General features: G+C 50.6%; 14 protein-coding genes. All 14 read right to left on the minus strand.

Features of this window, described 5'->3' with window-relative positions; translation table 11 throughout:
• Positions 1 to 26 precede the first annotated feature (26 nt).
• Complete coding sequence (rpoD, locus tag ACI0FJ_RS03865; RefSeq protein WP_424299232.1) at positions 27 to 1,805, minus strand: RNA polymerase sigma factor RpoD; 1,779 nt, start codon at positions 1,803 to 1,805, stop codon at positions 27 to 29.
• A complete protein-coding gene (gene dnaG, locus ACI0FJ_RS03870; protein ID WP_424299235.1) occupies positions 1,792 to 3,636 on the minus strand; it encodes a DNA primase in 1,845 nt (614 codons plus the stop codon). The genes rpoD and dnaG overlap by 14 nt, the downstream gene beginning before the upstream one ends.
• Positions 3,637 to 3,755: 119 nt before the next feature.
• The gene (locus ACI0FJ_RS03875) at positions 3,756 to 6,056 is read right to left on the minus strand and encodes an endonuclease MutS2 (protein WP_424299238.1); all 2,301 of its coding nucleotides are present in this window, start codon (positions 6,054 to 6,056) and stop codon (positions 3,756 to 3,758) included.
• Positions 6,057 to 6,091: 35 nt separating this feature from the next.
• Entirely contained in the window at positions 6,092 to 6,547 is a 456-nt protein-coding gene (locus tag ACI0FJ_RS03880; protein WP_424306478.1) for a GatB/YqeY domain-containing protein, read from the minus strand.
• 2 nt (positions 6,548 to 6,549) lie between these two features.
• A complete protein-coding gene (gene rpsU / locus ACI0FJ_RS03885) occupies positions 6,550 to 6,750 on the minus strand; it encodes a 30S ribosomal protein S21 (RefSeq protein ID WP_424299241.1) in 201 nt (66 codons plus the stop codon).
• Between the two features lie 147 nt (positions 6,751 to 6,897).
• Positions 6,898 to 7,080, minus strand: a complete 183-nt coding sequence (locus ACI0FJ_RS03890; RefSeq protein ID WP_424299244.1) for a hypothetical protein — start codon at positions 7,078 to 7,080, stop codon at positions 6,898 to 6,900.
• A gap of 15 nt (positions 7,081 to 7,095) precedes the next feature.
• Positions 7,096 to 7,368 carry an HU family DNA-binding protein gene (locus tag ACI0FJ_RS03895; RefSeq protein ID WP_424299247.1) on the minus strand — a complete coding sequence of 91 codons (273 nt, stop codon included), beginning with the start codon at positions 7,366 to 7,368 and terminating at the stop codon, positions 7,096 to 7,098.
• A gap of 378 nt (positions 7,369 to 7,746) precedes the next feature.
• Complete coding sequence (rsmA, locus tag ACI0FJ_RS03900) at positions 7,747 to 8,520, minus strand: 16S rRNA (adenine(1518)-N(6)/adenine(1519)-N(6))-dimethyltransferase RsmA (RefSeq protein ID WP_424299250.1); 774 nt, start codon at positions 8,518 to 8,520, stop codon at positions 7,747 to 7,749.
• Positions 8,521 to 8,600: 80 nt separating this feature from the next.
• Positions 8,601 to 10,085 (minus strand): alpha,alpha-trehalose-phosphate synthase (UDP-forming), encoded by a 1,485-nt coding sequence (locus ACI0FJ_RS03905; protein WP_424299253.1) that lies wholly within the window; start codon positions 10,083 to 10,085, stop codon positions 8,601 to 8,603.
• 126 nt (positions 10,086 to 10,211) lie between these two features.
• Complete coding sequence (locus tag ACI0FJ_RS03910) at positions 10,212 to 10,733, minus strand: DUF2062 domain-containing protein (RefSeq protein ID WP_424299255.1); 522 nt, start codon at positions 10,731 to 10,733, stop codon at positions 10,212 to 10,214.
• Between the two features lie 14 nt (positions 10,734 to 10,747).
• Positions 10,748 to 12,763, minus strand: a complete 2,016-nt coding sequence (gene fusA / locus ACI0FJ_RS03915) for an elongation factor G (RefSeq protein ID WP_424299258.1) — start codon at positions 12,761 to 12,763, stop codon at positions 10,748 to 10,750.
• Positions 12,764 to 12,840: 77 nt separating this feature from the next.
• On the minus strand, positions 12,841 to 13,716 hold the full coding sequence (locus tag ACI0FJ_RS03920; protein WP_424299261.1) for a hypothetical protein: 876 nt from the start codon (positions 13,714 to 13,716) through the stop codon (positions 12,841 to 12,843).
• A gap of 98 nt (positions 13,717 to 13,814) precedes the next feature.
• A complete protein-coding gene (locus tag ACI0FJ_RS03925) occupies positions 13,815 to 14,549 on the minus strand; it encodes an outer membrane protein assembly factor BamD (protein ID WP_424299263.1) in 735 nt (244 codons plus the stop codon).
• Positions 14,542 to 15,480 carry a thioredoxin-disulfide reductase gene (trxB, locus tag ACI0FJ_RS03930; RefSeq protein WP_424299266.1) on the minus strand — a complete coding sequence of 313 codons (939 nt, stop codon included), beginning with the start codon at positions 15,478 to 15,480 and terminating at the stop codon, positions 14,542 to 14,544. Before trxB ends, ACI0FJ_RS03925 begins: the two co-directional genes overlap by 8 nt.
• Between the last annotated feature and the right edge of the window lie 2 nt (positions 15,481 to 15,482).

Consider the following 15,482-nt stretch of genomic DNA (forward strand, 5'->3'; position numbering starts at 1 on the left):
CTTTGCAACAATATCCAAAGGCGTTGCTAGTTTTCATAGTAGGAACGAAGCAGCTGACTGCGAACGGGGTGACGAAGCTTGCGCAAAGCTTTTGCCTCGATCTGACGGATACGTTCCCTGGTGACGTTGAACAGCTTGCCTACTTCTTCCAGGGTATGATCGGACTTTTCCCCAATGCCGAAACGCTTGCGCAGAACCTGTTCTTCCCTTGGGGTAAGATCGGAAAGCACCTTGCTGATCTGTTCGCCAAGCTTGGTGTTGACCACTTCTTCCGCAGGCGCAACGGCCTTCTTGTCTTCAATGAAATCGCCCAGGCTGGAATCCTCTTCGTCGCCGATTGGAGTCTCCAGAGAGATGGGTTCCTTGGCGATTTTGAGTACCTTTTTAACTTTTTCCAGCGGGTAATCCATCCTCTCGGCAATTTCCTCGGGGGAAGGATCGCGTCCCAATTCCTGTACAAGATACCGGGAAGTACGGATAAGTTTGTTTATGGTCTCAATCATATGCACGGGGATACGAATGGTACGCGCCTGGTCGGCAATGGCCCTTGTAATTGCCTGCCGAATCCACCACGTTGCATAGGTGGAGAACTTGTACCCGCGCTGATACTCGAACTTGTCCACGGCCTTCATCAGGCCGATGTTGCCTTCCTGAATAAGGTCGAGGAACTGAAGCCCACGGTTGGTGTATTTTTTGGCAATGGAAACAACCAGCCGCAGGTTGGAACGAATCAACTCCTGCTTGGCCTCCATTGCTGCGATATTCCCACGCTTGATACGCCAAAGCACCTCTTCAAGGTCCCCCACGTTGTGGCAACACTTATCCTGAAGACGGGTAAGAATTTCAATTTTACCAGCCAGCATTTCCTTGAAGGAAAAGAACTCTTCCACTGTCAGCCCAAGAGTATCCGCGGCCTTGACCGGATTCAATTCACGCTCGTCCACAAGGCGAAACAGATCCTGCACTTCCTGCTGGTTCTTGCCCGTGGCCATGATGTAGGCAGCCAAATCGCGCTGGCAGTTATGCATCTGGCGAACGTAGTCCCCAACCGTTTCAATAACACGGTCGATCAGGGTCTTTTCCAGCTTTATGTCGCGCAGACGGGTTACGATGTCTTCCTTAAATACAAGGATTTCCTTCTGTACCCCGTACACCCGACGCTCCAACGTGGCGCAGCCATCGAGCTTCTGGTAAATTTTCCGTTTCTTTCGGTACATCTGCCGTACTTCATCCAGCAGATGGATAACCCGTTGCCGCTGGTTCATCTCGTCCTCGGAAGGATCGTCTTCCTCAATAGTTTTGACAACATCCTTCAATTTGATGCGTCCATTCTTGAGGTCTGTTCCTACGTTGACAAGTTCCTCGACAGCTACAGGGACTTCCACCAGGGCATAAAGAACATCCAGCTCGCCGGATTCGATCTTTTTGGCAATGACCACTTCGCCTTCGCGGTCCAACAACGGGACCGCTCCCATTTCACGCAGATACATGCGCACGGGATCGGTGCTGCGCGTTGCATAGTCGGTCGTGTCCTCATCTTCGACACTATCCACCACACTTGCGGCATCCGTAACGTTGTCGTCGTCTTCGCTGCCGGACATAAGCTGGATTTTTTTTCCTTCCTTGTCCGAATCAACGATGGCGATATCCAATTGATCGAAAATCCCGATAATTTCTTCAATCTGCTCGGGACTGCTGACCTCGGAAGGCAACGATTTGTTCAATTCCTCGAACGTCAGATAGCCCTTTTTCCTGCCTTGGGCTATAAGAGTCTGAATTTGCTGAATCTCTTTAAGGTTGCTCATCGCTCCTCCCATGAAGCTCTAAAGCTAGGGACTGACGAAGCCTCTCGGCTTCCTCTGTATCGTCACTCAGGACAGCGCGATAATATTGCACTGTCTGCTGGCATTGCTGAAAAATCGGCCACAGCCGCTCAATTTCGGGGGCATCCCCCCTAGCCTGGGCATCACGAATTGCAGTGTCCAGATTGTCTGCTCGACTCCGAGCCTTTTCCAATTGCAAGAAGACATCAACTTCTGCCCATGCGTCTTCATCCTCACCGCATTCAAACAGGCTGCCCATTTGCAACCCAGCCCAAACCGGTTTTTCCGACGCATCGAGCCTTTCAATGACCGGATCTTCATCATCTGTGGCAAGCTTGCACCACAGATTATGCGCCCAAGGCGTTGCCAGGGCCTCATCCAGTCCGGCTTCGCGACAATTATCCACAAGCTCAGGATTTCGGACAGGCAAAGCGAGCAACTGATGATCCCTGAAGCTGGCAGAGCTCAGGGCAGTATGTTTTTTTGCCGCTTTAAGGTTGTCCCTTTTCTGCACTTGCGGTTGCTTACGCTGCGCCGCGTTCAGCCCGGAAACTACGGCTTCCCGCAAAAGACTTTCGGAAAGCCGCCCTTTGGAGGCGATCCTGGGAAGAAAAAAAGCTACCCAGTCCTTGTTCCCAAGGCCTTTCAGAAAACCGACGGCCCATTGCATCACTTCCCGGGCCGATCCTGATGAAACGATAGTGTCTACGCAAAAATCCAGACCATCAATGGCCTGCTCCACACAGGCTTCAAATCCTTCCTTGCCGCGCTGCCTGAGCACATCGTCCACATCCAACCCATCGGGCAGAGGGATAATCCGACAGGTCAGCCCTTGCGATAGAATCATCTCCGCACTTCGGAAGGCAGCTTTCTGCCCTGCTCTGTCGCCGTCAAAAACAAGATCTAAGGCAGAACAGAAACCAGCGAGACGGCGAATCTGTTCGGTGGTCAGGGCAGTACCCAAAACTCCGACAGCTTCGCCGTAACCAAATTGATGCAGCGCAATGACATCCACGTAACCTTCGGTAAGCAATGCCCGCTTGGAGCGGGCTATGACCGGGCGGGCCTGATGAAGTCCGTACAGATGCTCTCCTTTCTTATATATAGGAGAATCGCTGCTGTTGAGATATTTGGGTTCACCCTCCCCTATGATACGGCCTCCAAACGCAATCACACGTCCGGCCATATCGGTAATGGGAAAAATCAACCTGTCTCGGAACCGGTCGTATGTCCGGCCCTTGTCATTCCGGGAAAGCAGTCCAGCCTCGACGGCCTGCTCCGGAGTGAAATTTTTCTTTTTCAGGGCATCCTGCAAGTCCTGCCACGCATCAAGCCCGTACCCCAAATCAAACTTTTCTATGATTTCCTTGGGGATTCCGCGCTTGGCAACGTACTCCTGCGCCACTGTACCTTTTTGCGATGAGACCAAATTGGCAGAAAAATGCCTAGCTGCCAATTCATGCATGGCAAAACAAGCATTCCGGACCTGCTTTTTTTGGTCAGCCTGGGGATCGGGCTTGTGTGTCCGCAGCTCTACCCCGGTTTCGGCAGCAAGCGCTTCCAATGCCTCTGGAAATTCCAGCCCATTGATGCGCATGTAAAAATCGAGCACATCGCCCGTAGCCTGACAACCGAAACAATAATAAAACCCGCGCTCCGGATTAACGGAAAACGAGCCTTTGGTTTCCTGATGAAAAGGACACGGCCCAACCCACCGCCCGGAAATGGGCTTTAGGTCGACGTACCGCCGGACAACTTCGACAATGTCGAGTCTGTCCTTTATCGCACGAATGGCATCCGAGTCATTCCCCATGGTCACTCCCAGTGCACATCCCAACCATGGTAATCATGCGCTGCGACTTGGCAAGTCCCAATTTTTCAACAGAAGCCTGAACCACTATATTTTCGGCAAGGAAAAATGTGTCGTCATCATCAGGCAAGTTCAATAATAGTTTTACCGTCTCCGCCGTCGTCTTCGTTTGCCAACTGAAAACTGCCCACATTCGGCAGACTTTTCAGATATGCGTGTACCTCTCGGCGCAGAGCGCCACTACCGCGCCCGTGTATGACTTCCAGCTCACCACGTCCGGCCAAAAGAGCCTGATCAACAAAACGAGCCAACTCATTCAGAGCAGGTTCAGCCCTCATTCCACGGATATCGAGTCTGAACGCAGGCCCACTTGCCCCCTCGGTTTTAACCGTTACCGAAGGCGCTCCGGTTTTCTTCAGTCCGGCAAACGTCCCTTCAGGAGCGGCAAGCTCTTTACGCCCAACCCACATGGAGACTCCATCCAGATCAAGTTTGACCAATCCCTTTTTGTCGTTCAGCTCAAGTACGCGCCCGGTCTTATTCCATGCAGAATAGAGAACGGTATCCCCCACGCCGAGGGACTCAACCGTTTTGGAATCTTCTTTGACGCGCTGCTCCTCAGCAAGTTTGTCTCGCTGAACAGCCAGTTCCTTGAGCGCTTTTTTGCGTTCCATCTTGCCTTCGCGCCACTTACGGACAATGTCCTGAGAATGCTGGCGAAGTTCTTCAAAAAGCTGCTCTTTTTCTTGGGCAAAATCCTGAAGCAATCTCTCACGCTTTCCCTTGAGCTTTACGCGTTCCCGCTGCAAACCTTCAAGTTCCCGTTCCTTATCAACTGCCAGTTGATTCAAACGAGCCATGATTTCAGTTGTGTCGGCTCCTTCAAGCAGCAGATTATCCTCTGCTTTGCGCCAAATTTCCTCAGGAAGTCCATGCTCTAGGGCAACTTCCAAGGCAATACTGGCACCGACTTGGTCGTAGGCCAGTTTAAATAAAGGCTTACGGGTCTTCGGATCAAACATGACGCTGGCAGCAGTAATATCTGGGTTGCTCAGGGCGTGCGCTTTGAGTCCGGGGAAATGGGTGGCTGCAACAATAAATGCCCCCTTTTCAAGGGTGGCATCAATCACAGCTTGGGCCAAGGCCGCTCCTTGCGTCGGGTCGGTGCCTGCACCGAATTCATCCAGAATAACCAGGCTTCCCTTACCTATTTGTGGCCAGAGATGCCCAAGCTTGCTTACCTGTGCAGTAAAAGTGCTGAGATTTTCCTCAAGACTTTGTTCGTCCCCGAGAAAGACGATCAAATTATTCCACCTGGGCAACGTGCTGCCTTCCTGTACTGGAACAGGAAGCGCAGAAAGCGCCATCAGCGAAACCAAGCCCAAGGTCTTGAGGCATACGGTCTTGCCGCCCGCATTGCCGCCGCTGACGAGCAGACCGCGCACACCTTCCGCAAGACGGATATCCTGCGGCTGCACGCTATCGTTGTTCAGGGCCAAAAGAGGATGGCGGGCCTTCATCAAAGCCAAGGGAGCATCCGAGTCTGGCAGCAGGGAAACGGCGTCAAGCTTTGCGGCCAATCCCACTTTCGCCTGCAGCACATCGGCTTCAACAAGAAAGTAGTAAGCGCTCTGGACAGCCTCGAACTCATCACGAACGAGTCCTGTCAAAAATTTAAAGACACGAATTTCCTCTTCGCGCTCTTCCTTCTTGAGATCCTGCAGGCGGTTGTTAAGCTCGACCAGAAAAAAAGGCTCAAAATAACATGTCTCCCCTGTTTGGGAGTAATCATGAATGATACCCTTCGCCTTGCCCTTAAAATTTGTTTTCAAGGGAAGGACATAGCGGTCAGATGAAATAGTTATGAATTCTTCCTGAAGATAATCGCCGATGCCTTCCTGTTGCGCGAAGTCCCGCGCTTTTTTAGCGCAGCTCTGATGCAAGGAACGAATTTCCTGGCGAACAGAATACAACTCAGGAGAGCTTTCATCTTTGAGGCGCCCGTCAAGATCGATACACCTGCGCAAAGCAGATGCCGTACGCACAGGCCACTCAAAACCCTCTGCCCAATCGGACAAAGCGCCCAGTTCCCGAGTGCATTTGCGCACTTCCTCCCTAACAGAGTTGGCTCGGGAGAGGCATTCCCCAAGCGCATAGAGAGCATCGAGATCTAGAAAATGGGAAGCATGTCCTAAATAGACAAACAATCCATCTAGTTCAGGAAAAGCCCCCAAGGAAAAGCGGCATTCCCGGCTCCAGGCAAGAAAGTCCTCAAACAGCATCACGTCCCGCTCCAGCCCTGTTTGGCTGAAAAAAGGATGCAACTCACGGCAGGCCTGCTTGCCAGCGTGGGACGCAGCAAAACCAGACAATGCCTCAAGGACTTTGGAAAATTCAAGCAATCCGAGTGTTCCGGATTCCATAGGCTACCAAAGGAGTTGAAAAGGAGAAAAAAAGACTATGCGGTCTGGCTGGAAAGCCTTTGCCGCACCAGCGTGCTGGCTTTCTTGCCATCCACGCCGCCTCCGCCTTCGCTCATAACCGCCTGCATGACGGCTCCCATATCTTTGAGACTTGAGGCGCCAAGGCGTTTAACAGCGGCGTCTACAAGCTGTGCGAGTTCGTCGTCGGTCAATGCTTTGGGAAGATATTCGGAAAGGATTTCAAGCTCGGCCTGTTCCTTGTCCGCCAAATCGTCCCGGCCAGCGGCACGGAACTGATCGATTGATTCTTTACGCTGCTTGGCCTGTTTGGCAACGAGCGAAAGAACCTGGTCGTCATCCGGAGGCGTACCAAGTTCAACCTGCTTGTTCTTGATGGCCGTTTTGAGCATTCTCAAAACGGCCACCCTGCATCCCTCTTTGGCCTTGTAGGCCGTGAGGAAATCTTTTTCGATTTTCTGAATGAAGTTCATCATTACATCGAGTTCATTTTACGCATTTTTTTGAGCAGACGCTTGCGAGCAGCAGCCTTTTTCTTTTTGCGCTGAACGCTGGGCTTCTCATAATGTTGACGCTTCTTCATCTCGGAAAGGATACCAGCCTTTTCAACCTGCTTCTTAAAGCGACGCAGGGAGATGTCGAAGTTATCGGAATCGTCGAGATATACTCCGGGCAAAAAAATCACCCCCTTTAATTGGCAAGATGCCAAGAACTAGCTTCTATACATGCCATAATCTAACAGGGCAAGAGAAAAGTTTACTTTCCTAAAAAAAGGCCCTCCTGAAACAGGAGGGCCGAAAATACTTGTAGCTCCAAGCCCGAACTAATGCTGTTCAGGCTTTCCGCTATATTGTGTATCCCAATAACTTTTAAGAATACACCACGCCATTCCTGTGCCGATAATACCCAGCACTAAGTAAAGAACGCTGAAAAAAATGGCATGGTCGGGCATCCACCAAGGCAAATCCCAAGGCAAGGGACTGTGAACAGTTTCACCGGGTATCATTCAGCGGCCCTCCAATTACTTGACGGCTTCTTTCAACAACTTGCCAGGACGAAACTTGACGACCTTACATGCAGGAATGGTGATAGCGCCGCCGGTACGGGGGTTCCGCCCAGTGCGCTCCTTGCGTTCTTCAACGACAAAAGTGCCAAAACCCGTCAGGGTCAGTTTCCCTTCTTTAACCAGAGTAGCTTCAACAGCTTCGAGAAAAGCGTTCAGGGCGCGTTCGGCGTTGGCTTTAGTAGTATCAGCCTTTTCAGCGATTTTCGCAACCAGGTCAGCCTTAGTCATCTCTCCTCTCCTCCTCTGAAAATTCAGCATAATTAAGTCGGGTACAATTATCCCGAAGGACCAGCCTTGTTACATACGTTTGCCATATGTCGTGGACAGGAAGAAAATAACTTACTGCCCCGATTACAACCGCGTGTTTCAAGCCTTTCGGCGTCCCAAGCTAGTTTTAAACCTTATAGCAAGAGCCAGCTTCTGTCTAGACGGTAGGCGTAAAAAAGCTTGAATTACCTGCATTAAGGGATATTTTCACAATCTTGCGCTAAAAAAAACTAATCTGCCCAAAGTTGCACTATATTCTCAACATAACTCGGCAAAAAACAATAATTTCCGCTTACGCGTCTCAGAACCCGCATCTGCTTGGTTCAAAAAATGCTGCTTCTACAAACAAGCCGCCAAAAGCTGAAACTGCTTGGGAGTCAGCATTTCCGGCCGGGACTGTGGATCAACCCCTGCGGCCTCAAACTCTTCCTCGCTGAAACGAGGGTAGTGGTCCTTGAAAATACGCCGCAACTGCTTCCGCCTTTTCTGAAAGCAAACATGCACCAATTCTGAAAGCTTTTCAGCGGGACAAAGCAGGTCTTCTTCTAAAGGAATAAAAGACAGCACTGCGGAATCGACCTTGGGCCGAGGCTTGAAAACGGTAGGTGGAACTTTAAAAAGCAATCGGACTTGCATGTAACTCTGCATCCATACACTTAAAGCCCCGTAAAGCCTAGAACCGGCAGTGGCGCTCAGCCTAAGCCCCACCTCATACTGCACCATAAATACAGCCCGGGAAAAGTCCTCCAGTCGAGCGGCAATTTCCCACATCAAGGGCGACGCTACGTTATAAGGCAGGTTCCCTACCAACTTCAGTCTGTCAATTCCTTCCAGACTCTCCCAGGGAAAACGCAATGCATCACCAAGATGCAACTCGGCATTGGGGTACCGCGTTTCCAATTGATCGGCCAAGTCATTGTCCAACTCCAAAAGAATGAGACGTGCAGGGTTCAACTCGTTGAGCCAGCGGGTCAAAGCACCCCTTCCCGGCCCAATTTCAAGAACCGTATCTCCTGGACCGGCAGAAAGTGCCGCCACGATTTTACGGGCCGTATTCTCATCCTGCAAAAAATTTTGGCCAAGACTGCGCTTGGCAAAAGGCTTATTTTCCAAACAATCCCATGCCTGTGGTAACAGGTGCACTACATCCCTTTAAAAACCGAGTCTGTCGGCCACAAGGGGAAAGACGTCCTCTACATTTCTGCGGACGGAAAAAAATCAACGGTCCCTTCTTGGGGAAAATCCTCAAGCTGCTTGGAAAATGCAGCTTGCAGAAAGGAGTCCACCCACCAAAAAATATTGTTGCGCCGGATACTGTCCCGCATTTTGTGCATACGAACATGGCGCTCACGGCTATCCATGTAAAAGCCCTTGTGAATGGCCTTGGCTACGCCCTCCACATCATGCGGGTTTACTAAAACAGCCCCATTTTTTTGAAGCTGCGTAGCGGCACCGGCGAATTCACTCAAAAAAAGAACACCGTTTTCCGCTGTATTGCTGGCGCAATATTCCTTGGCAACAAGGTTCATCCCATCTCGCAGCGGCGTAACCAGCGCCATTTCGGCCGCCCGGTAATACGCCACCAGTTCACGCCTGTCCAGGGAGCGATAAAGATAATGAATGGGAACCCATCCCGGACGGGTGAATTGTCCGTTGATTTCCCCCACCAGACGCTCGATTTCCGTTTTAAGCTCCTGATACTGAGGAACCTCTTCACGGCTGGGTACTACGACCTGTACCAAAGAGATTTTCTCCATAAGCTCCGGATACATCAGCAGGGTCTGTCGAATGGCCTCAAGACGTTGGGGGATTCCCTTGGTGTAATCTAAACGGTCCACCCCCAGAATAAGCTTTCGATTGTTCATGGCCTTTTTAAAGGCCATTGCCCGATCGTTAACATCTCTGGACGCAGAAAGTGACGCAAACGAATTATAATCAATACTGATAGGAAAGCTCCCAACGCGAATGCTCCGCCCCCGCCATTGCACGGTCACGACTTTGCCGCGTCCCGACACTTTGGCTTCCGGAAGCAGCGTATGCAGGCACTCCACAAAATTCCGGCGATCCCTCAAAGTATGGAAACCGACAAGATCATACTCCAAAAGCGCCATGATGATCTTGTCCCGCCAGGGAAGTTTCAAAAAAATATCTGGAGGAGGAAAGGGAATATGAAGAAAAAAACCGACCCGTCGTTTCAATCCCATGTTGCGGAGTACGAAAGCCACATGCATGAGATGGTAATCGTGAACCCAGATGTAGTCGTCTTCACGACTCTGTAGCCCAACGGCCTCTCCATACTTAAGATTCACATCAAGGTAGCGGTTCCAATAGCTCGGCTTAAAATTGCAACGGGATTGAAAGTCATGAAACAAAGGCCAAATAATTTCGTTGGAAAAACCGTAATAAAAGCCGTTGACTTCCTCTTCAGTAAGCGACACGGGATGCAGCCCGTACCCTGCTTCCTTGGAATAGGACCCGAGTTGCTGCTGTAAATCGACATTCCCTTTGGTTCCGGCCCAGCCGATCCACAAACCACCACGATTTTTCAAAACCGGAGCAAGGGCCGTAACAAGCCCTCCCGAACCGGCAGTAACTGTCAGTTCCTCCCCTTCTTTCCGTAAGACAACGGGGAGACGGTTGGAGACAACAACCAACCGCATGGCCCCCATGGTATTCATACAATCTCCTGCCGCATAAGCATTTGAAGTTCTATATCTTTTTTAAAGAGTCAAACCAAACGACATCCCCTAAAAGATTATGAACAATACCCTGGATGCGCTTCTGCGGCAAGGCGAGGTAAAAAACTATTTACGAGTCCTTTTACGCAGAAGACGCAAAGCCTTTTTTTCACGGTAACGCTTTATGAGCGGAAGTGTAATGAAATACGTAACAATCCCGGTCGGCACACCGAGAACCAAACCGCCAACCATCAAAATGGTCACACCGCGCCACCCCATGGTCATGTAATCGGCCACATGCCATTCGGACATGTTCATATTCACGCCCAAAGGAATAAAAAATACACCAATCTTGTATTGCGCCCACCAAAAAAAAGGCCAGTTCAAAGGATTGGATATATAAGTGGCGATTACTGCCGGAATTTTGCTCCCCCGAAAAGCAAACGCTGTCCCCAAAGCAATCAAGGTCTGAATCGGCAAGGGAGGTATGGCGGGAAAACACCCGCCGAAAACTCCACAAGCCACCCCGATAGCCACTGTCCGAGGTGGAGCCTTGGTTCGCATGACACGCAGATAATACAGACGGGTCAGACGCTTTAAGCGTGCCCACAATCCATTGTCGCTATTTTTAAAAGTGCTATCGCCCACTTCTTCAATTACCTTCAGTCTAGTATGTCAAAAGTATGGAATTGCATCATCATGCCCGCCCTTCCTTGCGTAGCGGAACGCAAATCCGTTGTAAAACCGAACAAACTGCGTAATGGTGCAAGCGCCTGGACAATTTTATGCCCAGCATGGTCGAACATATTGTCCACTTTGGCTCCCTTGGCCCCAAGCAACCCAATGACATCCCCCACAAATTCCTCGGGAACGCTTACTTCCACCTTCATTATAGGCTCGAGCAACACGGGAGAAGCCGCGGACAAGGCGTCCTTGAGAGCCATGGCAGCTGCCATACGGAAACCGACCGGACTCTGAGATTTTTCCCGCCCTTTAAACTCGACAATGCGCACTCGGGTATCGACCACGGGAAAGCCTTTTAGAACACCGCTTTTCAAACCATCTTCAACCCCTTCCTGAACTGCCGTAACAATATCGGACGGCCAGGCCTGAGTATCCACCTCAAAAATAACATCAATCCCCTTGTTCCGCTCACGCGGTTCAACACTTAGGGTAACGCAACCATAATGAGGCACATCGCCCAACTCCCGGTCAAACTCGGCAAGCTTCCGGGCGGATGCCGAAACAGTCTCCAGATAGACGACCTGGGGCTTTCCACTGCGCGGCTCAAGCTTGTACTCACGGCGCAGTCTGTCAAGAATAACCTCCAGATGCAGTTCCCCCATCCCTGAAAGAATGACCTGTCCAGTATCCTCGTCAGTTTCCAGCTCCAGGGTCGGGTCTTCTAACAGATAACGGCCAAGCGCTTCCTGCATTTTGTCGTTTTCTTCCGAATTACGCGGCTCAAGCGCCAGAGATATTACCGACTTGTAACGGCTGATACTTTCCAACAAGACGGGCCTGGATTTATCAGCCAGTGTATCTCCTGTAGAAGCAAACCGCACTCCTGCGGCGGCCACGATATCCCCAGCGTACGCTCTTTCGAGTTTTTCCCGGTGTCCGGCATGCATATGAAAAAGCCGAGCCACGCGCTCATCCTCGTTCTGCGTGACATTGAAGACAGTGTCCCCCTCTCCAAGTGATCCGGCGTACAGACGCATAAGAACCATCTTACGGCCACTCTCCATGGTAACTTTGAAAACCAACGCTGCCAGAGGGTCCTTATGATCAAATGGAATGTCGATTTTGGAATGCTCTCCGGGATTCATGCCACGGATAAAACCGATATCCTTGGGACTGGGCAAAAAATTGCAGATGCCGTCCAAAACAGGCTGAACACCGATATTTTTAAGGGCGCTTCCGGAAAAAACAGGAACAACAGAGCGAGACAGTGTGGCCCGACGGATAGCGCTCAAAATCAGCTGTTCATCCACTTCCGGATTTGCAAGATACGCCTCCATGAACTCGTCATCCACTTCGGAAAGAACGTCGAAAAGTTGCTCTCTCCAGGAGGCTATGACTTCGGCTTCTTCCGGAGTTGGCTCCAACACGTCAAAAAACTCACCGTCTCCTCCTTCATAAACGAGTACTTTTTGACGAATAATATCGAAAAGACCGGAAAGCTCCGCTCCCGCCCCTCTGGGGACGACAACAGGAAGAGGATTGGCTGCCAATTTGTCACGCATCGCCTGCAAGGCGGCATCGAAATCTGCCCCGAGCCTGTCCATTTTGTTTATAAAGGCGAGCTTGGGAACCTTGTATCTTTCCGACTGCCGCCAGACGGTTTCGCTTTGAGGCTCAACGCCGGAGACTCCACAAAATACACCGACTGCTCCATCCAAAACCCTTAAAGCGCGCTCAACTTCTATTGTAAAGTCCACATGCCCGGGGGTATCAATGATATTGATACGATTGTCTCTCCAATCACAGCTTGTGCAGGCAGAAGTGATGGTTATGCCCCGCTCCTGCTCTTCCGGCATATAATCCATGGTGGCAGTGCCTTCATGCACTTCCCCCATACGATGGATTCTTCCCGTATAGTAAAGAATCCGTTCCGTAAGAGTGGTTTTGCCCGCATCAATATGCGCAATGATGCCAATATTGCGCAACTTTTCCATGTATCCCCGTCCTGGTCCACCGATTGCTTTGCTCACTTCAAATCCCTGTGCTTTACCGTTATGAGATCAGGTTCAGTTCAAAAGCTGGCGAAAAGTTGCTGGCGCAAAAACAATTCACGCCGACATTGCGGATACAACCAAAGGCCCTCACATCCAGGCCCCAGAACTAAAGGAAAGATCTTTCCAGCAGGCTCAAAAAATTCCTGAGCAACCAATACGCCTTCATACCCGGCAGAACAAAACTTTTCCCAACTACCAGTTTGGCAGGAAAAAAAATGGGGGGTCCCTTCTCCACAAGTAGGAGCATTCCACAATGTGACACTGTCTCCAGCAAATGCCGTTTCCAATGCATCGAAATCAACACCATAGTTCTCCACCGCGTGTTCGGGGAAAAAAACACCCAAATGCGGTGATCCAACCAAGGTAGGTGTGAAATCGGAGGGGAAAAACATGTCGGCACTTTGCAAAGCAAGGCCGATGCAAAGTGTGCTGCCTTGTGCCACATCCGAACGTCTCAGAAAATTACTGAGTTTTTCCCCAGAGCAAGATAAAATATTTTCAACTCCTGCCAGCTCCAAGGCTGCAAGCGTTTCATGTCGAGGAACGTTGCCCTTTTCAGCAGAACAAATGCATACAACCTCAGTGGCACCGCTGGTCATTGCCGGAACAGCAAGAGCCAATAGCGAAGCTGCAGAAACATGGGACGGAAAAACAATAAAAACCGCTTGCACGGGGCTTCGCCGAAATTCAATGTGCCCACTATCAAACACGGCATGCCGGGTTGAAGAAGAGAGCACAGCATCCGGAGGATACGCATCGTATAAGGCGGCAATGGAAGTTTTCAGGATGGAACGTCCTCGTGCACCAACGGATTCATACGCTTTGCCAAGCGTTGAATCGTCAAGCCGATGCTCTTCGCAAAACAATTCCAGTTCCGATAAAAAATCCGACATCTTCACTCCAATTTGCCCGCAGCGAAACGGACCTCCAAACATATGATAAGAAAAAAGCGGCCCCTGAAGGCCGCTTTGTTTGTATCGTCATTTGCTGGCTAAAGCCAGTCAAACCATTGCTTCCAGCTACCGTGTTCCTTGACCCGCTCCCTTTCCGCCAACTGTTTCTGGTATTCGTAGTAAGCCAACTTCGCCTTCTGTCTGGCATATTCAGCAGCCTTTGGAACATCCTGAAAGTTCTGGACAACATGGGTGTAGCGTTGCCATGCAGGCCCGAAACGTTCCGAAGCCCAGTAGAAGTCGGCCACATAGAGTTCGTGGTCGGCCAAAAAGGAACGGCATTTTTGGATCAGATTGGGAGCTTCCTCTGCGTATTTACTGCCGGGGTACATCTCCCTCAACTTGTAGAAATACTCCAAAGCCTCGGTTATGTTCTGTTGAGGCCTGTCAATGGAAGCAAACTGACGGTAATCAGACATGCCGATCTGATAAAGAACGTACGGCATTTCCTCATGTCGAGGATGCAATGCTTCGAACTCTTTGTAGGCTCCGGCAGACTCAACATACTTCTCATTAAGGAAGTATGCATCCCCCAGGCCTAATTCTGCCTGCGGGGTATAGGGACTGAAGGGATACCGGTCTTTTAACTTCTGAAAATACTCGGCAGCGTTGGAGTACTCTTTTTGAGCCATCGCATCCTGCCCGTTTTCAAAAAGCTCCTGTGCGGTATCATCTGGCGGCTCCATAAAGTATCTATCTATCAAGGTGCAGCCATTGGCCAAACTGAGAAGCATTACCAGGGCAAGAACCTGCCCGAGAAGTCGTTTATTCATAATTTTCAAGGTAGGTAAGCGCGCTGTTTGCAGCCGTAGCTCCGTCGCCGACTGCGGTAGCCACCTGCCGGCACATCTTGGAACGAATGTCGCCAGCAGCGTAAAGGCCTTTGATGTTAGTACGCATCTCCGCGTCGGTAACGACGAAGCCCTGCGCATCCTTGTCCAATTGGTCGGGAAGAAATCCCCCCTGGGGCTGAAAACCGACAAACATGAACACACCGTCCAAATCAACAGTTGTGTCCTCGCCGGTTTTGAGATTCTTCACGGAAATGCCAGAGACAGCGTGCTCCCCTAAAATTTCGTTGACTACGGTACTCCGCAGCACTTCTATTTTAGGATGAGCAAAACACTTGTCCTGGTAGCATTTGGTCCCACGAAATTCATCACGACGATGAATCAAATAGAGTTTTTTCACCAGCCTGGCAAGGTAGAGAGCTTCTTCTAGGGCGGAGTTGCCTCCACCCACGACAGCCACGACCTGGTCACGGAAAAAGTTCCCATCGCACAAAGCGCAGTAGGAAACCCCTTTTCCTAGAAGCCGCAGCTCCCCGGCCACTCCTAACTTTCGGTAGGCTGATCCGGAACAAACAATGACGGTTCGAGCGGCAATCCATTCATCACCAACCTGAACCTTGTGGTATCCGGAACCATCGAGTGAAGGTTCGATAGTGCGAACTTCATCTCGATAGTGGAAAAAGTCCTCAGTCTTCCAATTCTGGACCTGCTTTTCGAGCAAATCGGCCAGTTCATAGCCTAAGATACCATCCGGAAAGCCAGGATAGTTTTCTATCTTCTCCGTTTGCAACATTTGCCCGCCGGAGGAAAGCTTTTCGACAAAGGCCAGACTCACCTCGCTCCTCAACAAATAGAGGGCAGCCGTCATACCTGCCGGACCGCCCCCTATTACGATGGCGTCGTAAGTCTTCATTA

This window comes from Desulfovibrio sp. 7SRBS1 (assembly GCF_049723905.1).
GTDB lineage: Bacteria > Desulfobacterota > Desulfovibrionia > Desulfovibrionales > Desulfovibrionaceae.